The organism is Pseudomonas iridis (genome assembly GCF_017980685.1).
Taxonomy (GTDB): Bacteria; Pseudomonadota; Gammaproteobacteria; order Pseudomonadales; family Pseudomonadaceae; genus Aquipseudomonas; species Aquipseudomonas iridis.
In genome coordinates this window covers 53,327-73,439 of sequence record NZ_JACXXO010000003.1, presented here as the reverse complement: position 1 = coordinate 73,439, position 20,113 = coordinate 53,327, and the positions used below count along the sequence as shown (strand labels likewise).

At 58.3% G+C, this 20,113-nt stretch carries 16 protein-coding genes; 3 read left to right on the top strand and 13 right to left on the bottom strand.

Translation table 11 applies throughout. The annotated features are described in order from the left end of the window. The 12 genes from nuoC to IEQ42_RS07950 all read right to left on the bottom strand — a co-directional run bounded on the left by nuoC (position 1) and on the right by IEQ42_RS07950 (position 14,187). The gene (gene nuoC, locus IEQ42_RS08005; RefSeq protein ID WP_047302093.1) at positions 1 to 1,785 is read right to left on the bottom strand and encodes an NADH-quinone oxidoreductase subunit C/D; all 1,785 of its coding nucleotides are present in this window, start codon (positions 1,783 to 1,785) and stop codon (positions 1 to 3) included. 73 nt (positions 1,786 to 1,858) lie between these two features. Then, positions 1,859 to 2,533, bottom strand: coding sequence for a NuoB/complex I 20 kDa subunit family protein (locus IEQ42_RS08000; protein WP_042559865.1), 675 nt, complete (start codon positions 2,531 to 2,533; stop codon positions 1,859 to 1,861). Between the two features lie 10 nt (positions 2,534 to 2,543). Then, positions 2,544 to 2,957 carry an NADH-quinone oxidoreductase subunit A gene (locus IEQ42_RS07995; protein WP_003223812.1) on the bottom strand — a complete coding sequence of 138 codons (414 nt, stop codon included), beginning with the start codon at positions 2,955 to 2,957 and terminating at the stop codon, positions 2,544 to 2,546. A 581-nt stretch (positions 2,958 to 3,538) separates the two neighbouring features. After that, entirely contained in the window at positions 3,539 to 4,864 is a 1,326-nt protein-coding gene (aceA, locus tag IEQ42_RS07990; RefSeq protein WP_010458877.1) for an isocitrate lyase, read from the bottom strand. A gap of 474 nt (positions 4,865 to 5,338) precedes the next feature. Next, the gene (locus tag IEQ42_RS07985; protein ID WP_210703142.1) at positions 5,339 to 6,091 is read right to left on the bottom strand and encodes a secretin N-terminal domain-containing protein; all 753 of its coding nucleotides are present in this window, start codon (positions 6,089 to 6,091) and stop codon (positions 5,339 to 5,341) included. Between the two features lie 246 nt (positions 6,092 to 6,337). Further along, complete coding sequence (locus IEQ42_RS07980; RefSeq protein ID WP_042559863.1) at positions 6,338 to 6,763, bottom strand: GNAT family N-acetyltransferase; 426 nt, start codon at positions 6,761 to 6,763, stop codon at positions 6,338 to 6,340. Continuing rightward, entirely contained in the window at positions 6,756 to 7,925 is a 1,170-nt protein-coding gene (locus IEQ42_RS07975) for a ribosomal protein uL16 3-hydroxylase (RefSeq protein ID WP_210703141.1), read from the bottom strand. The genes IEQ42_RS07980 and IEQ42_RS07975 overlap by 8 nt, the downstream gene beginning before the upstream one ends. 86 nt (positions 7,926 to 8,011) lie before the next feature. After that, a complete protein-coding gene (purB, locus tag IEQ42_RS07970; protein ID WP_210703140.1) occupies positions 8,012 to 9,382 on the bottom strand; it encodes an adenylosuccinate lyase in 1,371 nt (456 codons plus the stop codon). A gap of 126 nt (positions 9,383 to 9,508) precedes the next feature. Continuing rightward, positions 9,509 to 10,132 carry a high frequency lysogenization protein HflD gene (gene hflD, locus IEQ42_RS07965; RefSeq protein ID WP_042559860.1) on the bottom strand — a complete coding sequence of 208 codons (624 nt, stop codon included), beginning with the start codon at positions 10,130 to 10,132 and terminating at the stop codon, positions 9,509 to 9,511. After that, on the bottom strand, positions 10,129 to 11,253 hold the full coding sequence (mnmA, locus tag IEQ42_RS07960; protein WP_210703139.1) for a tRNA 2-thiouridine(34) synthase MnmA: 1,125 nt from the start codon (positions 11,251 to 11,253) through the stop codon (positions 10,129 to 10,131). Before mnmA ends, hflD begins: the two co-directional genes overlap by 4 nt. 59 nt (positions 11,254 to 11,312) lie before the next feature. Further along, positions 11,313 to 11,759: an NUDIX hydrolase gene (locus IEQ42_RS07955; RefSeq protein WP_210703138.1), complete on the bottom strand. Its 447-nt coding sequence runs from the start codon at positions 11,757 to 11,759 to the stop codon at positions 11,313 to 11,315. Positions 11,760 to 11,961: 202 nt separating this feature from the next. After that, the gene (locus IEQ42_RS07950; RefSeq protein WP_042559857.1) at positions 11,962 to 14,187 is read right to left on the bottom strand and encodes an NADP-dependent isocitrate dehydrogenase; all 2,226 of its coding nucleotides are present in this window, start codon (positions 14,185 to 14,187) and stop codon (positions 11,962 to 11,964) included. Between the two features lie 480 nt (positions 14,188 to 14,667). Between IEQ42_RS07950 and icd the strand changes: the two genes are divergently transcribed. After that, the gene (gene icd, locus IEQ42_RS07945) at positions 14,668 to 15,924 is read left to right on the top strand and encodes an NADP-dependent isocitrate dehydrogenase (protein WP_042559856.1); all 1,257 of its coding nucleotides are present in this window, start codon (positions 14,668 to 14,670) and stop codon (positions 15,922 to 15,924) included. Between the two features lie 81 nt (positions 15,925 to 16,005). Here icd and IEQ42_RS07940 read toward each other — a convergent pair whose 3' ends face one another. Continuing rightward, positions 16,006 to 16,287, bottom strand: coding sequence for a cold shock domain-containing protein (locus IEQ42_RS07940; protein WP_210703137.1), 282 nt, complete (start codon positions 16,285 to 16,287; stop codon positions 16,006 to 16,008). Between the two features lie 224 nt (positions 16,288 to 16,511). Here IEQ42_RS07940 and clpS point away from each other — a divergent pair, with 224 nt between their 5' ends. Both clpS and clpA read left to right on the top strand, forming a co-directional pair. Continuing rightward, positions 16,512 to 16,895 (top strand): ATP-dependent Clp protease adapter ClpS, encoded by a 384-nt coding sequence (gene clpS / locus IEQ42_RS07935; RefSeq protein ID WP_042559854.1) that lies wholly within the window; start codon positions 16,512 to 16,514, stop codon positions 16,893 to 16,895. Between the two features lie 30 nt (positions 16,896 to 16,925). Then, positions 16,926 to 19,196: an ATP-dependent Clp protease ATP-binding subunit ClpA gene (gene clpA / locus IEQ42_RS07930; protein WP_047301913.1), complete on the top strand. Its 2,271-nt coding sequence runs from the start codon at positions 16,926 to 16,928 to the stop codon at positions 19,194 to 19,196. Positions 19,197 to 20,113: the final 917 nt, after the last annotated feature.

Here is a 20,113-nt window from a genome sequence, read left to right as displayed (position 1 = left end):
TTAGCGGTCCACGTCGGCCATAACGAAGTCGATACTACCCAGGTACGCAATCAAGTCCGCGACCATGCTGCCTTTGATCACCGAAGGGATCTGTTGCAGATGCGGGAAGCTTGGAGTGCGGATCCGGGTACGGTAGCTCATGGTGCCGCCGTCGCTCGTCAGGTAATAACTGTTGATGCCCTTGGTCGCTTCGATCATCTGGAAGGATTCGTTGGCCGGCATGACCGGGCCCCACGAAACTTGCAGGAAGTGCGTGATCAAGGTTTCGATGTGCTGCAGCGTGCGCTCTTTCGGTGGCGGCGTGGTCAGCGGGTGATCCGCCTTGTACGGGCCTTCCGGCATGTTGCGCATGCACTGGTCGATGATCTTGATGCTCTGGCGCATTTCTTCAACGCGCACCATGCAGCGGTCGTAGGCATCGCCGTTGGCGGCCAGTGGCACTTCGAACTCGAAGTTCTCGTAGCCCGAGTACGGACGCGCTTTACGCAGGTCGAAATCGCAACCGGTCGAACGCAGGCCGGCACCAGTGACGCCCCATTCCAGGGCCTCTTTGGTGTTGTAGGCGGCAACGCCGATGGTACGACCCTTGAGGATGCTGTTCTGCAGGGCAGCCTTGGTGTATTCGTCGAGGCGTTTTGGCAGCCATTCAACGAAGTCTTTCACCAGTTTTTCCCAACCGCGCGGCAGGTCGTGGGCAACGCCACCGATGCGATACCAGGCCGGGTGCAGACGGAAACCGGTAATGGCTTCGATCACCGTGTACGCCTTCTGGCGGTCGGTGAAAGTGAAGAACACCGGCGTCATCGCGCCAACGTCCTGGATGTAAGTACCCAGGAACAGCAGGTGGCTGGTGATCCGGAAGAACTCGGCCATCATGATGCGGATGACGTCGACCTTCTCGGGCACCTTGATGCCGGCCAGCTTCTCGACCGAGAGCACGTACGGCAGGTTGTTCATCACGCCGCCGAGGTAGTCGATACGGTCGGTGTACGGGATGAAGCTGTGCCAGGACTGACGCTCGGCCATCTTCTCGGCGCCACGGTGGTGATAACCGATGTCCGGAACGCAGTCGACGATTTCTTCACCGTCCAGTTGCAGAATGATCCGGAAGGCACCGTGAGCCGAAGGGTGGTTCGGGCCCAGGTTGAGGAACATGTAGTCCTCGTTCACACCGGAACGCTTCATGCCCCAGTCTTCAGGACGGAAGCGCGCGGCTTCTTCCTCAAGCTGTTGCTTGGCGAGGTTGAGGCTGTACGGATCGAATTCGGTGGCGCGCGCCGGGAAGTCCTTGCGTAGCGGGTGACCTTCCCAGGTCGGCGGCATCATGATGCGCGACAGGTGCGGGTGGCCTTTGAAGTCGATGCCGTACATGTCCCAGACTTCACGCTCGTACCAGTTGGCGTTCGGCCAGATGCTGGTGACGGTCGGCAAGCTCAGGTCGCTTTCGGACAAGGCGACCTTGATCATCACGTCACTATTACGCTCAAGCGACATGAGGTGATAGAACACGGTGAACTCGGCGTCCGATGGCAGCCCTTGACGCTTGGTGCGCAGACGCTCGTCCACGCCGTGCAGGTCATAGAGCATGACGTACGGCTTGGGCAGGTTGCGCAGGAAAGTCAGGACTTCGACGAGTCTGGCACGCGCCACCCACAGCACCGGCATGCCGGTGCGGGTTGGCTGGGCGGTGAACGCCTCTGGGCCAAAACGGTTGTTCAATTCAACGACCACATCCTGGTCGTCTGCCTTATAAGGCGGGATGTACAGAGCGCTGCCTGTAGTCATGGTTATTTTTTCGCTTTCGGTCAACGTAAAGAATGAAGCCAGCTTCTCGTTTCTTGGTAAGAACAGATCTGGATCAGACTTCGTCAGGGCTGCGCAGGTTGGTCACTGCGATTCGCTGTTCGCGGCGCTGTTCCTTCTGCGAAGGCATGTCGGCGCGATAAACGCCTTGATCACCAACGACCCAGGAAAGCGGGCGACGCTCCTTGCCAATCGATTCCTGCAACAGCATCAAGCCTTGCAGAAATGCTTCTGGACGGGGCGGGCAGCCAGGTACGTAGACGTCCACCGGCAGGAACTTGTCCACCCCTTGAACCACAGAGTAGATGTCGTACATGCCGCCGGAGTTGGCGCACGAACCCATGGAGATAACCCATTTCGGTTCGAGCATTTGCTCATAGAGACGCTGAATGATCGGCGCCATCTTGATGAAGCAGGTACCGGCGATAACCATGAAGTCGGCCTGACGCGGCGATGCCCGGATAACTTCGGCGCCAAAGCGCGCGATGTCGTGGGGCGCCGTGAAGGCGGTGGTCATTTCCACGTAGCAGCACGACAGGCCGAAGTTGTACGGCCACAGGGAGTTTTTACGTCCCCAGTTGACCGCGCCACTCAGCACGTCTTCGAGCTTGCCCATGAAAATGTTTTTGTGAACTTGATCCTCTAACGGATCGGAAACGGTTTCCCGTTCGCCGATCGGGTACTGATCGTTAGGAGCATCGGGGTCGATCCTGGTGAGATTGTATTGCATTGCCAAAGCCTCATTGTTTCAGCTTCGCCTGCCGCTTGCGACGAGCTTCCGGAGCCCAGTCAAGGGCGCCCACTCGGAACAGGTAGACAAGACCTGCCAACAGAATTGCTATGAAAACGAGAGCTTCGACGAATCCGGTCCAGCCGCTTTCGCGGACGGACACAGACCAGGCAAAGAGAAAGAGGGCTTCGATATCGAAGATCACGAAGAGCATCGCGACCAGATAGAATTTGGCTGAGAGCCGCAAGCGGGCGCCACCGGTAGGTAGCATGCCCGACTCGAACGGTTCGTTTTTGCTGCGGCCCCAGGCTTTTGACCCGAGGAGGCTGGAGACACCAAGCATGAAGGCACACAGGCCGACGACACCCAAAAGGAAAATGGCAAAGCCCCAGTTGTGGGCCATGAGTCCTGTCGCTTCGGGCATGCTGGTAATCCTTAACAGAGAGCAAAGGTCTCTGAGCTTGATAAAGAAATAGGCAGTGACGATATGTCGCAGCAATCAATCGCGCTGATTTTATGGCTAAACACCCAGCAAGTAAAATTCCTATAGCGAAATTATTTATTGGAATAAGGACATAGCGCACCTCGAATGCCCTGAGGCCTATGCGTTGCGGGCATTAGCCGGGTTTCAATGAATAATGTTTTGTCGTGGATGTAACGAACATAGTTGTGGCTGAATGATAATTAATATCGTTTGGGATGGTTTTGTAACTATTTAGCGGCGCAGTCGTTGGGAAGTTGTCTTATATACCCATTACTGCAAGTAGCGGCGGCGTCCGTTTTAGCTGATTTTCCTGGCGTGGATGCCGATCTGGATCAATGTTTTGTCTTGCAGGCTGAAAACGACACCTGTGGGAGCGAGCAGGCTCGCTCCCACAAGAGGTTTGTGGCGTTTGCGGAATCGCAGGCGAAAAAAAACGCCCCGAACCAGTCGGGGCGTCAGATGTGCAGCGCTGCGGTTAGCTTTTAATCGTTGCGCAACGGCCGTTTACTCAGTGAAGTCGATCAGTGGAACTGTTCTTCTTCGGTCGAACCGGTCAGCGCGGTTACCGAAGACGTGCCACCTTGAATCACGGTGGTCATGTCGTCGAAGTAGCCGGTGCCCACTTCCTGCTGGTGCGCCACGAAGGTGTAACCCTTGGAGGCGTCAGCGAATTCCTGCTCTTGCAGCTTCACGTAGGCGGTCATGTCGTTGCGGGCGTAGTCGTGCGCCAGGTTGAACATGCTGTGCCACATGTTGTGAATGCCGGCCAGGGTAATGAACTGGTGCTTGTAGCCCATGGCGGACAGTTCGCGCTGGAACTTGGCGATGGTCGCGTCGTCCAGGTTTTTCTTCCAGTTGAAGGAAGGCGAGCAGTTGTACGACAGCAGTTGGTCCGGGTATTCCTTTTTGATCGCTTCAGCAAAACGACGGGCTTCGTCCAGATCCGGCTTGGCGGTTTCGCACCAGATCAGGTCGGCGTACGGTGCGTAAGCCAGGCCACGGGCGATTGCCTGGTCCAGACCGGCACGAACCTTGTAGAAACCTTCCTGAGTGCGCTCGCCAGTCACGAAAGGCTGGTCGTACGGGTCGCAATCGGAAGTCAGCAGGTCAGCAGCGTTCGCATCGGTACGCGCCAGAATGATGGTCGGTGTACCGGCAACGTCAGCAGCCAGACGTGCAGCGGTCAGCTTCTGTACGGCTTCCTGGGTAGGAACCAGTACTTTGCCGCCCATGTGGCCGCATTTTTTCACGGAAGCCAGTTGGTCTTCGAAGTGAACGCCGGCGGCGCCTGCTTCGATCATGCTCTTCATTAGCTCGTAAGCGTTCAGCACGCCGCCGAAACCGGCTTCGGCGTCAGCCACGATCGGTGCGAAGTAGTCGATGTAGCCTTCGTCGCCCGGGCCTTTGCCGGCTTTCCACTGGATCTGGTCAGCACGACGGAACGAATTGTTGATGCGCTTGACCACGGTTGGAACCGAGTCCACCGGGTACAGCGACTGGTCCGGGTACATCGATTCTGCGGAGTTGTTGTCCGCAGCGACTTGCCAGCCGGACAGGTAAATGGCCTGGATACCGGCCTTGACCTGCTGAACAGCCTGGCCGCCGGTCAGGGCGCCCATGCAGTTGACGAAATCTTTGTCTGGACGGAAGGACGGCTTGGCACCCTGGGTGACCAGGTTCCACAGTTTCTCGGCGCCGAGTTTTGCAAAAGTGTGCTCAGGTTGAACCGAGCCACGCAGGCGGACGACGTCAGCAGCGGAGTAAGCGCGGGTCACGCCTTTCCAGCGCGGGTTTTCAGCCCAGTCTTTTTCGAGGGCTGCAATTTGCTGTTCGCGTGTCAGTGCCATGGAGATAAACCTCGTCGCGTCTTTTATGAAAAGTTGTTCTGCGGTGGAAAATTCCTGCGCTCGCTGACCAGAAGCTTAGGCGGTCAAGTCGGATTCGGCGGGGTAGGCGACGGGATGAACGATGGGCTCGAGGGGAAGTGAGCAGGTAAGGGCGGACTGCGGGCGCATTCGGGCGTCGTGGGCCTTTGTACGAACTACAGCGTGAAGCCGGGTTACCTAATTACGCTTCCGTCCCTCGGGACAACTTCGTTCCAGTCGGCAACCTCGTCAAACACGCCTTGTGGGCGGTACAGACACGAAGCGGTTCGCGGGGTAGATGCGAACATCGCTTCGAAGACCCTTGCCAGGGCCTCTGATTAGCGGGAGCGAGGCCATCATGCCTTCGCTTGTTTGCCTCGTCAAACGTTTTGTAGTGCTTTTTTTCACGCACTACATCTTTCGTCTAATACGACTAATCAGTCAATTTTCGGTGGTTTAGTCCAAGGCTTCGACTTTCACCTTCAAGGTCATGTCATCCCGGCCTTGAGTCGAGTAGCTGCGGGCCAGGCCCTGTTTGTCGGCCTGAGTCTGGCGATTCACGCCGGCCAGAGTGATCCACTCGCCGAGACGCCCGCTGACGGTTGTGTCGGTACTTTGCACGTTCACTACATCGGGACGTTCCTGGCTCATACGGTCACGATTGGTCGTGATTGCCAGGTGAACGATGTCGCCGGTGACGCTGGCGGTGACATAGAAACCCTGGGTGACGTTGCGGTACTCGGTCTGGCTGCTGTAATCGCCGTAAGAGTTGCTCTGGCTGCTGGTGATCGGCACGCTCTGGCCGACCTGAATCAGCGCCGGCATGCCGTCGGTGGCCTGGACTTGCTGGACGCCGCCGTCACGGCTGGAGGTGCTGCGGCTGATGATGCGGGTCTGCGCACCATTGACCGAATAACCTTCATCGCCACGGCCGTTGTTTTCATTGGTGTCGACGGTGATCAGCAGGCGTTTTGGCGCCGTGTCGAGCTGAGTGATCAGTGCCTTGAGTTCCTCGATCTTGTCCGGCTCGGCTTTGACGATCAACTGGTTGCCATAGGCGCTGACCTGGCCGTCCTTGCCGATGAAGTCTTGCGCCATCGGCAGCATGTCGGCGCTGGTGCGGAACTTTAGGGGGACGACTTCTGTGGCTGCCATCACCGAAAAACTGCAGCCGAGCAGCAGGGTGGTGAGCAGGGTGCGTAGGGACATGTCCGTTATCTCCGCTTTCGAAAGGCTTGATATTGCCAGTTTGTCGGCCTGGGGTGGGGCAAGTTGAATCGTAGACAGCAAAACGCCCCGGCATCGTTGGATGTCGGGGCGTTTTACGGTGTGCTTCAGGGCCTCTTCGCGAGCTAATGCTCGCTCCCACAGTGATTTTCTGTCTGACACAAAATCTGTGTCCACTGAAGTTCCCTGTGGGAAAACGAGCCTGCTCGCGAAGGCTGCGCCTCTGTTTTAAGCCGAATGGCGAACCATATCGACGTGCGGAATCCCTGCTTCCAGGAACTCCTCACTAACCAGGCTGAAGCCCAGGCGCTCATAAAACGCCGTAGCCTGCACCTGAGCGCTGAGCATCTGCTGCTTCAGACCGCGCGCTTCAGCTTCAGCGATGACCGCTTGCATCAGCGCATCACCGACCTTCATGCCGCGCCAGTCTTTGAGCACCGACACCCGGCCGATGTGCCCGTCGGGCAGCAGGCGCGCAGTGCCGATCGGAAAGTCGCCTTCAAAGGCCAGAAAATGCACCGCGCTTGCGTCATCCGCGTCCCACTCCAGCTCAGGTGGCACCGATTGCTCAGCGATAAATACCGTCTCACGAATGCGGCGGATCTCGGCGATGTCCTTTTGCCAATCTGCGACACGTACGCGAATCTTATTCATCGGCGAACCCCAGGCTCCCTTGCTTGACCAGCTCGCACAACAGGCCACGACCGTCTTCGTCGTTCAGCCACTCGCCGAGGTTGTCGACATGCAGTGCATCGGCGGCGCAGATCAGTTTCAGCAGCTCGCGCAGTTTGCCCGGCAGGTAACGGCTCTGGCCGCTGGCGAACAGCAGCAGATCGTCATCGACTTCCGACCACGCCAGGCGTGCGCTTGGGTTGCGGATCAGCACGGCGCCATCCTGCAGGGCGCTGAGGAAGTCTTCTTCTTCGACTTCTTCCGGGCCGACGACCAGTTCCGGGTAGCGCGGCTCGGTCATGTACTGGCCGAACCAGGTCAGCAGCAGACGCTCGTCGCTCATGTGCTCGGCGAGCAGGCTCTTCAAGCGATCCAGTGCGTCGTGTTGAATCTGATGCGGATCGACCGCTGGCTGCGCGTCGGCATCGGTGTAGCGCTCTTCGTCAGTCAGGAACTGGCTGAGGAAATCGGTGAAGTGGGTCAGCACTTCGGATGCGCTTGGTGCGCGGAAGCCGACCGAGTAGGTCATGCAGTTATCCACGGCGATGCCGCAATGGGCCAGGCGCGGCGGCAGGTAAAGCATGTCGCCCGGTTCCAGAACCCACTCTTCAGTCTGTTCGAATTCAGCGAGGATGCGCAGGTCTGCGTGTTGCAGCAGCGGGCTCTCGGAATCGCACATCTGGCCGATTTTCCAGTTGCGCTTGCCGTGACCTTGCAGCAGGAACACGTCGTAGTTGTCGAAGTGCGGACCAACGCTGCCACCTGGCGCGGCGTAACTGATCATCACGTCGTCGACGCGCCAGCTCGGCAGAAAGCGGAAGCTTTCCAGCAGCTCGCTGACTTCCGGCACGAACTGGTCGACTGCCTGAACGAGCAGGGTCCACTCTTTTTCCGGCAATTTGCTGAATTCGTCTTCGGCGAACGGGCCGCGGCGCAGCTCCCATGGGCGCTCGCCGTGCTCGATCACCAGGCGCGATTCAACTTCTTCTTCCAGGGCCAGGCCGGCCAGTTCGTCGGCGTCGATCGGGCTTTCGAAGTCAGGAATCGCCTGACGGATCAGCAGTGGCTTTTTCTGCCAGTAGTCGCGCAGGAATTCGCGCGCCGTGAGGCCGCCCAGAAGTTGAAGAGGAATATCGGAATTCATATGTAACCTATTGAAAAAAAGCACTTTTCAGACGGGAATAAAAACGCCCGGCGCGGCCGGGCGTCTCAAACGGGTCAAGCGGTCAATCAGATGCGTTTGGCTTGCGCTACAGCGTTACCGATGTAGTTGGCCGGGGTCAGCTGTTTCAGCTCGGCTTTCGCTTCGGCTGGCATGTCCAGGCCGTCGATGAAAGTCTGCAACGCTTCAGGGCTGATGCCCTTGCCGCGGGTCAGTTCTTTCAGCTTCTCGTACGGGTTTTCGATGTTGTAGCGACGCATCACGGTCTGGATTGGCTCAGCCAGAACTTCCCAGCAAGCGTCCAGATCAGCGGCGATTTTCTGTGCATTCAGCTCAAGCTTGCTGATGCCTTTGAGGCTGGCTTCGTACGCGATCACGCTGTGGGCGAAGCCGACACCGAGGTTACGCAGTACGGTGGAGTCGGTCAGGTCGCGCTGCCAGCGGGAGATCGGCAGTTTGCTCGCCAGGTGCTGGAACAGCGCGTTGGCGATGCCCAGGTTACCTTCGGAGTTTTCGAAGTCGATCGGGTTGACCTTGTGCGGCATGGTCGACGAACCGATTTCGCCAGCGATGGTGCGCTGCTTGAAATAACCCAGGGAGATGTAGCCCCAGATGTCACGGTCGAAGTCGATCAGAATAGTGTTGAAGCGTGCAATGGCGTCGAACAGCTCGGCGATGTAGTCGTGCGGTTCGATCTGCGTGGTGTACGGGTTGAAACCCAGACCCAGCTCGTCTTCGATGAAGGCGCGGGCGTTGGCTTCCCAGTCGATCTGCGGGTAGGCCGACAGGTGAGCGTTGTAGTTGCCGACCGCGCCGTTGATCTTGCCCAGCAGCGGAACGGCAGCGACTTGAGCGATTTGACGCTCGAGGCGGTAAACCACGTTCGCCAGCTCTTTGCCCAGAGTGGTCGGGGAGGCTGGTTGGCCGTGGGTACGCGACAGCATCGGCACGTCGGCGAAACGGATCGCCAGCTCGCGGATGGCGTCGCAGGTCTGACGCATCAGCGGCAGCATTACATCGTCACGGCCTTCGCGCAGCATCAGGGCGTGGGACAGGTTGTTGATGTCCTCGCTGGTGCAGGCAAAGTGGATGAATTCGCTGACGGCGGCCAGTTCGGGCAGCTTGGCGGCTTGCTCTTTGAGCAGGTATTCGATCGCCTTGACGTCGTGGTTGGTGGTGCGCTCGATCTCTTTGACGCGCTCGGCGTGCTCCAGCGAGAAGTTTTCAGCCAGTTCATTGAGAACGGCGTTGGCCTCGGCGGAGAAGGCTGGCACTTCAGGAATACCGGCGTGGGCGGCCAGGCGCTGGAGCCAGCGCACTTCAACCAGAACACGGGCACGGATCAGACCGTACTCGCTGAAAATCGGGCGCAGGGCCTGGGTTTTGCCGGCGTAGCGGCCGTCAACAGGGGAAACCGCAGTGAGCGAAGAAAGCTGCATGGGGTGTTCTCGGACAGTCGGGCAACGAAATGGGGCGCGTATCATACATGAAAAAATCCGCCGGTCCGTTGCCAACTGACCGGCGTATTACGCGTTACAGACTTCAAAGCGTTTGTTGCAGGCGATTTACTCGCTGCGCATCAGCGGATACAACTCTTTGAGCAGCTTGCGTCGGCTGATCACCAACTGCCAGCGATGGCCGCCGAGCTGACGCCACAGGCGCGCCGAGCGAATCCCGGCGAGCAGCAGGGCACGAATCTTCGAGGCATTGCTTGGCTGTTGCAGGTTGCGCATGTCGCCGTGCACCTGAATGCGTTGGCGCAGCGTGCTCAGGGTGTCCTGATACAGCGCGCCGCAGGCGGCAATGACGTTTTCGTGCGCGGGGCCGAAATGTTCGACCTGTGACTGGATCTGCGGCAGACGCTTGCCGATCGCATCAAGCATGTCGTCGCGCTTGGCCAGTTGCCGCTCAAGACCGAGCATCGACAGGGCGTAGCGCAACGGTTCGCGCTGCAACGTGCTCGGATCGCGTTCAAGGGCGCCGATCAGTGCGCGATAGCCTTCGCGCAGATTGAGGTCGTCGCCGCCGTACACGTCCAGCGTGTCTTTCGGGTCGCGTACCAACAGGCTGCCGAGCATGCAGGTCAGGCCGGCTTCGCTGGTCTGGCCGCTTTTGGCGATCCGGTCGACCAGCACGGCGGCGAGAAATACACCGCCCAGCGCCGTCAGTTGCTCCTGAGTCGGGCTCATGCCTGACCGCTCCATGGCTCGGCGACTTCGATCACGCCGCCGCCGAGGCAGATTTCACCGTCGTAGAACACCACGGATTGGCCCGGTGTTACCGCGCGTTGCGGCTCATCGAACACGGCGCGGTAGCCGGTTGCAGTCTGCTCCAGCGTGCAGGCCTGATCGCTCTGGCGATAACGCACTTTGGCGGTCAGGCGACGTGGCTGGCTCAGATCGACAGGGTTGACCCAGTAGATTTCCGAGGCGAGCAGGGCGCTGGAGAACAGCCACGGATGGTTGTTGCCCTGGCCGACGATCAGTTCGTTGGTGTCCAGATCCTTGCGCAGCACGTACCACGGCTCATCGCCGGCATCTTTCAGACCGCCGATGCCCAAGCCCTGACGCTGACCGATGGTGTGGTACATCAAACCGTGGTGACGGCCGATGACTTCGCCTTCGGTAGTCTTGATCTCGCCCGGCTGTGCCGGCAGGTACTGCTTGAGGAAGTCGCTGAAGCGCCGTTCGCCGATGAAGCAGATTCCAGTGGAATCCTTCTTCTTGGCGGTCGCCAGTTCGTACTTCTCGGCAATTGCGCGGACTTCAGGTTTTTCCAGTTCGCCGACCGGGAACAGGGTCTTGGCGATCTGTTCGCCGCCGACGGCGTGCAGGAAGTAGCTTTGATCCTTGTTGGCATCGAGGCCTTTGAGCAGCTCGGTGCGGCCATCGACGTCGCGGCGGCGCACGTAGTGGCCGGTGGCGATCAGGTCGGCACCGAGCATCATGGCGTAGTCGAGGAACGCCTTGAACTTGATCTCGCGGTTGCACAGGATGTCCGGGTTCGGCGTGCGCCCGGCCTTGTATTCGGCCAGGAAGTGCTCGAACACGTTGTCCCAGTACTCGGCAGCGAAGTTGGCGGTGTGCAGCTTGATGCCGATCTTGTCGCAGACAGCCTGGGCATCCGCCAGATCGTCCATGGCGGTGCAGTATTCCGTTCCGTCGTCTTCTTCCCAGTTCTTCATGAACAGGCCTTCCACCGCGTAACCCTGCTCGATCAGCAGGAGAGCGGAAACGGAAGAGTCCACGCCGCCGGACATGCCGACAATGACGCGCTTGTTGGATGTGTCAGAAGGGGCTGGATCACGCATAGGGATTCAATGAGTGTCTTTAAAAAGGACGCGATTCTATCAGGCTCGCGGCCTCAAGGCTAAAGAGAAGGGCGGATCAATTCGAGGCTGAAGTGATGGCCGGCCAGATAATCATCGATGCAGCGGATGATCAGCTCGCTGCGCCAATGCTCGCGCTGCTCGATTAATTCGTCGCGGGTCAGCCACTTGGCGCCGACAATGCCGTCGTCGAGCTGATAATCCGGGTGATGTTTCAGTGCTTTGGCGACGAAGCAGATGCGTTGGTAGGTCACGCCGTTGCTGGGTGCGGTGTACAGATAAATGCCGACCACGCCGGTGGGTTCGACGTCCCAGCCGGTTTCTTCGAGGGTTTCACGAATGGCGGCATCGATCAGGGTTTCGTCCGGGTCGAGATGACCGGCGGGCTGGTTGAGCACGTTGCGGCCGGCCTTGTGCTCTTCAACCATCAGAAAGCGACCGTTGTCCTCGACGATGGTGGCGACGGTGATGTGGGGGAGCCATTCCATAAATCTTCCTCAATCTATTGGTTGAAACCCAATCCCTGTGGGAGCTGGCTTGCCAGCGATAGCGGTGGGGCAGTCACCATTCATGCTGGATGATAAGCCGTCATCGCTGGCAAGCCAGCTCTCACAGGGTTTTGTGATGATCATAAAACCCGGAAACACAAACCCCGGCACAAGGCCGGGGTTTGTTTGCAGCACTACAACCTTAAACCAGCGCAGCAATCGCCGCGTTGAGGGTTGCGCTTGGGCGCATGGCCTTGCTGATCAGCTCGGCATTGGCGTGGTAGTAACCGCCGATGTCGACTGGCTTGCCCTGAACGGCGTTGAGCTCGGCAACGATGGTTGCTTCGTTCTCGGTCAGAGTCTTGGCCAGAGTCGCGAACTGCGCTTGCAGTGCAGCGTCTTCGGTCTGGGCAGCCAGAGCCTGAGCCCAGTACATCGCCAGATAGAAGTGGCTGCCGCGGTTGTCGATGTTGCCGACTTTGCGCGATGGCGACTTGTTGTTGTCGAGGAACTGGCCAGTGGCCTGATCCAGGGTCTTGGACAGCACCAGCGCTTTCGGGTTGTTGTAGTTCACACCCAGATGCTCAAGCGAGGCTGCCAGGGCAAGGAACTCACCCAGCGAATCCCAGCGCAGGAAGTTTTCTTCAACCAGTTGCTGCACGTGCTTAGGAGCCGAACCGCCGGCGCCGGTTTCGAACAGGCCGCCGCCGTTCATCAGCGGCACGATCGACAGCATCTTGGCGCTGGTGCCCAGTTCCATGATCGGGAACAGGTCGGTCAGGTAGTCGCGCAGTACGTTGCCGGTCACCGAAATGGTGTCCTTGCCTTCGCGGGTGCGCTGCAGGGTGTACTTCATGGCATCGACTGGCGCCATGATCTGGATGTCCAGACCTGCGGTGTCGTGATCCTTCAGGTAAGCCTGAACTTTCTCGATCACTACGCCATCGTGAGCGCGCATTGGGTCCAGCCAGAAAATAGCCGGAGTGCTGCTGGCGCGAGCACGGTTGACGGCCAGTTTGACCCAGTCCTGGATCGGCGCGTCTTTGGTCTGGCACATGCGGAAGATGTCGCCGGCTTCAACAGCCTGTTCCATCAGCAGGGTGCCTTTGCTGTCGGTCACGCGAACCACGCCGTCAGCCTTGATCTGGAAGGTCTTGTCGTGGGAGCCGTATTCTTCGGCTTTTTTAGCCATCAGGCCAACGTTTGGCACGCTGCCCATGGTGGTCGGATCGAAAGCACCATTGGCTTTGCAATCTTCGATCACGGCCTGGTAGATGGTCGCGTAGCAGCGATCCGGGATCACAGCCTTGGTGTCGTGCAACTGACCGTCAGTGCCCCACATCTTGCCGGAGTCACGGATCATCGCTGGCATCGAGGCGTCGACGATAACGTCGCTCGGCACGTGCAGGTTGGTGATGCCTTTGTCGGAGTTGACCATCGCCAGCGACGGACGAGCCGCGTAGACCGCCGCCATGTCAGCTTCGATCTGCGCTTGTTGTTCGGCCGGCAGGGCTTTGATGCGAGCGTACAGATCGCCGATGCCGTTGTTCAGGTTGAAGCCGATCTGGGCCAGCACGTCGGCGTGCTTGGTCAGTGCGTCTTTATAGAATTCGGCAACGATCTGGCCGAACATGATCGGGTCAGAGACCTTCATCATGGTCGCTTTCAGGTGAACCGACAGCAGCACGCCTTGAGCCTTGGCGCTTTCGATTTCAGCAGCGATGAACGCACGCAGGGCGTTTTTGCTCATCACGGCGCAGTCGAGAATCTCGCCAGCCTGAACGGTGGTTTTTTCTTTCAGGACGGTAGCGGTACCGTCTTTGGCGATCAGCTCGATTTTCACAGCGTCAGCGGCGTCGATCAGGGCAGCTTTTTCGCTGCCGTAGAAATCGCCGGTGCTCATGTGAGCGACGTGGGATTTGGAGTCTTTGGCCCAGGCGCCCATTTTGTGCGGGTGCTTGCGCGCATAGTTCTTGACCGACAGCGGTGCACGACGATCGGAGTTGCCTTCGCGCAGAACCGGGTTCACGGCGCTGCCCTTGATCTTGTCGTAACGCGCCTTGGCGTCTTTGTCGGCGTCGCTGGTCACGGTTTCCGGGTAGTCCGGCAGGTTGTAACCCTGAGCTTGCAGCTCTTTGATCGCGGCTTGCAGCTGTGGAACCGAAGCACTGATGTTCGGCAGCTTGATGATGTTGGCTTCAGGCGTAACGGCCAGGTCGCCCAGTTCGGCGAGGTGGTCGGCTACGGCTTTGTCACCCAGTTGCTCGGGGAAGCTGGCCAGGATGCGCGCTGCAAGAGAGATATCGCGGGTTTCCACGGCGATATCGGCCGAGGCAGTGTAAGCCTCGATGATCGGCAGCAGGGAATAGGTGGCGAGGGCTGGGGCTTCGTCGGTGAAGGTATAGATGATCTTCGAGCGGGTGGGCATATTCGGATTAACTCTCTCTTCTTTGCTAAAGCGTGCGCAGAAACTCGAGGGCGCCGGGTAAGCGCGTTCGTTCAAAGTCATCCATGAACCGAATGTCGAGATTCTTCGCGGTGATGTTGGGTGCATCAGTAGAGCGTCAAGCAGTCGGGCCGCGGTAACAACCCGACCAATCAGGCGGAAAGTCTCGTTCTAGAGAGGCCAGCCGTCGTGACCCTTTGGTCAGCGGGCGGCATTATACATAGGTAGCTGGCAATCTGCCGATGGTTCATATGCAACGATTCTCGTCCATTGGTCTAAAGGTCGCAGGGCAGGGTGGGGCGTAGAGTCGTCGCGAATGCTTGAGTTTGGCGCTTTTCCCTTTGCTTTCAGGCTTGTACGAAACCAGATGTGCCTGCGCCGCGAACAGAGGGTTTGCGTGTTGATTTAACTGGGTTACGCTCGAACCAAGCCAGATGTTCAATCCAAACAATGGAGTTCAGCATGGGTTACAAGAAGATTCAGGTTCCAGCCGTCGGCGACAAAATCTCCGTCAATGCAGACCATTCTCTCAATGTTCCTGATAACCCGATCATCCCCTTCATCGAAGGTGACGGCATTGGTGTCGACATCAGTCCGGTGATGATCAAGGTTGTCGATGCTGCAGTTCAAAAGGCATACGGCGGCAAGCGCAAGATTTCCTGGATGGAAGTCTACGCCGGGGAAAAAGCCACTCAGGTTTACGATCAGGACACCTGGCTGCCTCAGGAAACCCTGGACGCAGTCAAGGATTACGTGGTTTCCATCAAGGGCCCGCTGACCACCCCGGTCGGTGGCGGTATCCGCTCGCTGAACGTGGCCCTGCGTCAGCAACTCGACCTCTACGTCTGCCTGCGCCCGGTACGCTGGTTCGAAGGCGTGCCTAGCCCGGTGAAAAAGCCTGGCGACGTCGACATGACGATTTTCCGCGAGAACTCCGAAGACATCTACGCCGGTATCGAGTGGAAGGCCGGTTCGCCGGAAGCGACCAAGGTCATCAAATTCCTTAAAGAAGAAATGGGCGTCACCAAGATCCGTTTCGACGAAAACTGCGGCATCGGCGTCAAGCCGGTTTCCCTGGAGGGTACCAAGCGTCTGGCGCGCAAGGCTCTGCAATACGTAGTCGACAACGATCGCGATTCGCTGACCATCGTGCACAAAGGCAACATCATGAAGTTCACCGAAGGTGCCTTCAAAGAGTGGGCCTATGAGGTCGCGGCTGAAGAGTTCGGTGCGACGCTGCTCGACGGCGGCCCGTGGATGCAGTTCAAAAACCCGAAAACCGGCAAAAACGTTGTGGTCAAAGACGCCATCGCCGACGCCATGCTCCAGCAGATTCTGCTGCGCCCGGCCGAATACGATGTGATCGCGACCCTGAACCTCAACGGTGATTACCTCTCCGACGCCCTGGCGGCGGAAGTGGGCGGTATCGGTATTGCGCCGGGCGCCAACCTGTCCGACACCGTGGCGATGTTCGAAGCCACCCACGGCACTGCACCGAAGTATGCCGGCAAGGATCAGGTCAACCCAGGTTCGTTGATTCTTTCGGCAGAAATGATGCTGCGGCACATGGGCTGGACCGAGGCGGCGGATCTGATCATCAAGGGCACCAACGGCGCCATCAGCGCCAAGACCGTGACCTATGACTTCGAGCGTCTGATGGACGGCGCCAAGCTTGTTTCGTCTTCGGGCTTCGGTGATGCGCTGATCTCGCACATGTAACAGCAACACCCTGCAACAAAAACCGCCCCGCTCGAGATGATCGAGCCGGGCGGTTTTTTTATGGCTGAAGGTATTAGTGCGTCAGCTTGTAACCTTTTGTTCTCTGGCGACGACGGGGGGCGTTTCTTTTTTGGCGTCGTCGGCTTCAATCTTCACGGCATGCAAGCCTTTCGGGCCCTGCACGATGTCGAATTTCACCAGCTGCCCTGCCTTGAGGGTCTTGTAACCCTCCATTTCGATAGCGGAATAATGCGCAAAGAAATCAATCTCTTTGCCATCCTCATCGCGACCTTCGCGGGAGTCAGTATTTATGAAGCCGAACCCCTTGGCATTGTTGAACCATTTCACCTTGCCGACAGCCATGCTCAAATCCCTCTGCAACAGACTCCATCGCTGGAGTATCATCCAAGTCATCCGCAATCTAATCCGTTAAAAGAATTGACTCCGCGGATCTTTTTTACCCACTGTGGGCTCTATTGGTTGTAACACCGTTTTCCCGATAGTCAAGGTGACCGGGCAGTCGGAGTTGAAAACGTGGACAACCGCCCCCACCACTGTATTTGCACAACTGACGAACCTTTCTTTCCATGCATGCAATCAGCCAGATTCGACTAACATTCAATCAGGATCGCCCGACTCTCCAAAAGGATCACCCGGAGGAGCGCGACGACGATTCGGCGGGCGTTGCTGTTCAGGAGGCAAAGCCTGCGTTACAGGCGCCGCCGATGTACAAGGTGGTTTTGTTCAACGATGACTACACACCGATGGATTTCGTCGTCGAAGTGCTCGAGGTGTTTTTTAACCTGAATCGCGAGCTGGCGACCAAGGTCATGCTGGCCGTCCATACAGAAGGGCGGGCAGTATGTGGAGTGTTTACCCGCGACATCGCCGAGACAAAGGCCATGCAGGTCAACCAGTACGCCAGGGAAAGCCAGCATCCGCTACTCTGTGAAATCGAGAAGGACGGTTAATCGCCGACCACTTGGGTATGAGGTGAAGCTATGTTAAACCGCGAGCTCGAAGTCACCCTCAATCTTGCCTTCAAGGAGGCTCGTTCGAAACGTCATGAATTCATGACCGTCGAACACCTGCTGCTGGCCCTATTGGACAATGAGGCTGCCGCCACCGTTTTGCGTGCCTGCGGCGCGAACCTCGACAAACTCAAGCACGACCTGCAGGAGTTCATCGACTCCACCACGCCATTGATCCCCGTCCATGACGAGGATCGCGAAACCCAGCCAACCCTGGGCTTTCAGCGTGTCCTGCAGCGTGCTGTTTTCCACGTGCAGAGCTCGGGCAAACGCGAAGTGACTGGCGCCAACGTGCTGGTTGCAATCTTCAGTGAGCAAGAGAGTCAGGCAGTGTTTCTGCTGAAACAGCAGAGCGTTGCGCGCATCGATGTCGTCAATTACATCGCGCACGGCATTTCCAAAGTGCCGGGGCATGGCGATCACTCTGAAGGTGAACAAGATATGCAGGACGATGAGGGCGGTGAGTCTTCTTCTTCAGGCAATCCTCTGGATGCTTATGCCAGCAACCTCAACGAACTGGCGCGTCAGGGTCGTATCGACCCGTTGGTCGGACGCGAACTGGAAGTCGAGCGCGTCGCACAGATTCTCGCGCGTCGTCGCAAGAACAATCCGCTGCTGGTAGGCGAGGCTGGCGTGGGTAAAACCGCGATTGCCGAAGGCCTGGCCAAGCGTATTGTCGATAACCAGGTGCCAGACCTGCTGGCGGGCAGCGTTGTTTATTCCCTTGATCTCGGTGCTCTGCTCGCGGGCACCAAGTATCGCGGTGATTTCGAGAAGCGCTTCAAGGCGCTGCTCAATGAACTGAAGAAACGTCCGCAAGCCATTCTGTTCATCGACGAAATCCACACCATTATTGGTGCCGGTGCGGCGTCGGGTGGCGTGATGGATGCGTCCAACCTGCTCAAGCCTTTGTTATCGTCCGGCGATATTCGTTGCATCGGTTCGACTACGTTCCAGGAATTTCGCGGCATCTTCGAGAAGGATCGTGCGCTCGCACGACGCTTCCAGAAGGTCGATGTCGTCGAGCCGTCGGTGGAAGACACCATCGGTATCCTGCGCGGCCTGAAAGGGCGTTTCGAAGCGCATCACAACATCGAGTACAGCGATGAGGCGTTGCGCGCCGCTGCCGAACTGGCTTCGCGCTACATCAACGACCGGCACATGCCGGACAAGGCCATCGACGTCATTGACGAAGCCGGCGCTTACCAGCGCCTGCAGCCGGTCGAGAAACGCGCCAAGCGTATCGAAGTGCCGCACGTCGAAGACATCGTGGCGAAGATTGCACGGATTCCGCCGAAGCACGTCACCAGTTCCGACAAGGAACTGCTGCGTAACCTCGAGCGCGATTTGAAGCTGACGGTATTTGGTCAGGATGCGGCGATCGATTCGCTGTCGACTGCGATCAAGTTGTCCCGGGCAGGCCTCAAGTCCCCAGACAAGCCAGTCGGTTCGTTCCTGTTCGCAGGGCCAACCGGGGTTGGTAAAACCGAGGCCGCACGGCAATTGGCCAAGGCGCTGGGTATCGAGCTGGTTCGCTTCGACATGTCCGAGTACATGGAGCGTCACACCGTATCGCGTCTGATCGGTGCGCCTCCAGGCTATGTCGGCTTTGATCAGGGCGGTCTGTTGACCGAAGCGATTACCAAGCAGCCGCATTGCGTATTGCTGCTCGATGAAATCGAGAAGGCGCACCCGGAAGTCTTCAACCTGCTGCTGCAGGTGATGGATCACGGTACGCTGACCGATAACAACGGGCGCAAGGCGGATTTCCGCAACGTGATCGTGATCATGACCACCAACGCCGGTGCCGAAACGGCCGCGCGTGCTTCGATTGGTTTCACTCATCAGGATCACTCGTCTGATGCGATGGAAGTGATCAAGAAGAGCTTCACGCCGGAATTCCGTAACCGTCTGGACACCATTATCCAGTTTGGTCGCCTCAGTCATGAGGTCATCAAAAGCGTGGTGGACAAGTTCCTTACCGAGCTTCAGGCGCAGCTGGAAGACAAGCGGGTGCTGTTGGAGGTTACCGACGCGGCGCGCAGTTGGCTGGCGGCCGGTGGTTACGACTCGGCAATGGGCGCACGTCCGATGGCGCGTCTGATCCAGGACAAGATCAAGCGTCCGCTTGCGGAGGAGATTCTGTTTGGTGAGTTGGCCGAGCATGGTGGCGTGGTTCACATCGACATCAAGGATGGTGAGATGACCTTTGACTTCGAAACTACGGCTGAGATGGCCTGACGGCCTGTTGTAAGCGAAAGGCGCCTTCGGGCGCCTTTTTGTTGTCAGGCGTTTTTGGGTGTATATCCGTTGCTGCGGTGATGGCTTATTACGGTTTCGCCCTTACGGCGACTCACTTTTTTTCAAGCGCCAAAAAAAGTAAGCAAAAAACGCTTGCTCCTACGTGCGGCCCGCTCGCTGGGGCTCGGGGTCCCTTCGCTCCGGGATCGATCCGGGCGCAGCGTCTCCGGTTTGCTGCGCTGCACCTCCTCTCGCTGTGTTTGGCTTCGCCAAACGGTCGCTGCGCTCCCACCCCCGGATCAATCCCTCCCCTCAGCCTGCCGACGTCGCCCGTGGATCAAGATCAAGAGCTGCAGCCGAGCTAACGCTCATCCTTTTGAGTGGTGGAAGGGCGATGCGGTCGGCTTTGGTTTTGTGGTTGATTTCCCCCTCGCCCCAGCCCTCTCCAAGGGGACAGGGAGCCGATTTGTGTGCTTTTCAAAGCCTGAGTTCAGCTCGGTACCGCACGTCGGCGTAGTTCGCCCAAGCACCCCGGTCAGTCCCCTCTCCCTCCGGGAGAGGGCTAGGGTGAGGGGCTCTTGATCTGGCTTTTGATCTTGCTTCGGCTTTTGATCTTTTGCCCCATCGGCAGGCCGAGCGTAGGTGTTCATCCGGGGGTAGGCGCGCAGCGCCGTGCGGCGTAGCCGCATACATCGAGAGGAGGTGCAGCGAAGCAAACCGTAGGCGATGCCCTCGGATGGACACCGTAGCGAGGGAACACTGAGCCTAAGCGAAGTGCCGTACGCCGGGGCAAAGCCTTTTGGGTTACCTTTTCGCTGGGCCGGCACTCCGGCGTTTGGAAAAGGTGACTCGCCGTAAGGGCGAAACCCTAATCAGCAACACCCGCAGCAACGGATATACACCCAAAACCCAAAACC

What these genes read in the sequence shown, in the direction of transcription:
- IEQ42_RS07995 (WP_003223812.1), bottom strand. Translation starts at nt 2,957, where the DNA reads ATGCCCGAAGCGACAGGACTCATGGCCCACAACTGGGGCTTTGCCATT.
- clpA (WP_047301913.1), top strand. Translation starts at nt 16,926, where the DNA reads ATGTTAAACCGCGAGCTCGAAGTCACCCTCAATCTTGCCTTCAAGGAG.
- hflD (WP_042559860.1), bottom strand. Translation starts at nt 10,132, where the DNA reads ATGAGCCCGACTCAGGAGCAACTGACGGCGCTGGGCGGTGTATTTCTC.
- icd (WP_042559856.1), top strand. Translation starts at nt 14,668, where the DNA reads ATGGGTTACAAGAAGATTCAGGTTCCAGCCGTCGGCGACAAAATCTCC.
- aceA (WP_010458877.1), bottom strand. Translation starts at nt 4,864, where the DNA reads ATGGCACTGACACGCGAACAGCAAATTGCAGCCCTCGAAAAAGACTGG.
- IEQ42_RS07975 (WP_210703141.1), bottom strand. Translation starts at nt 7,925, where the DNA reads ATGAATTCCGATATTCCTCTTCAACTTCTGGGCGGCCTCACGGCGCGC.
- mnmA (WP_210703139.1), bottom strand. Translation starts at nt 11,253, where the DNA reads ATGCGTGATCCAGCCCCTTCTGACACATCCAACAAGCGCGTCATTGTC.
- IEQ42_RS08000 (WP_042559865.1), bottom strand. Translation starts at nt 2,533, where the DNA reads ATGCAATACAATCTCACCAGGATCGACCCCGATGCTCCTAACGATCAG.
- IEQ42_RS07950 (WP_042559857.1), bottom strand. Translation starts at nt 14,187, where the DNA reads ATGCCCACCCGCTCGAAGATCATCTATACCTTCACCGACGAAGCCCCA.
- IEQ42_RS07980 (WP_042559863.1), bottom strand. Translation starts at nt 6,763, where the DNA reads ATGAATAAGATTCGCGTACGTGTCGCAGATTGGCAAAAGGACATCGCC.
- IEQ42_RS07955 (WP_210703138.1), bottom strand. Translation starts at nt 11,759, where the DNA reads ATGGAATGGCTCCCCCACATCACCGTCGCCACCATCGTCGAGGACAAC.
- purB (WP_210703140.1), bottom strand. Translation starts at nt 9,382, where the DNA reads ATGCAGCTTTCTTCGCTCACTGCGGTTTCCCCTGTTGACGGCCGCTAC.
- IEQ42_RS07985 (WP_210703142.1), bottom strand. Translation starts at nt 6,091, where the DNA reads ATGTCCCTACGCACCCTGCTCACCACCCTGCTGCTCGGCTGCAGTTTT.
- nuoC (WP_047302093.1), bottom strand. Translation starts at nt 1,785, where the DNA reads ATGACTACAGGCAGCGCTCTGTACATCCCGCCTTATAAGGCAGACGAC.
- IEQ42_RS07940 (WP_210703137.1), bottom strand. Translation starts at nt 16,287, where the DNA reads ATGGCTGTCGGCAAGGTGAAATGGTTCAACAATGCCAAGGGGTTCGGC.
- clpS (WP_042559854.1), top strand. Translation starts at nt 16,512, where the DNA reads ATGCATGCAATCAGCCAGATTCGACTAACATTCAATCAGGATCGCCCG.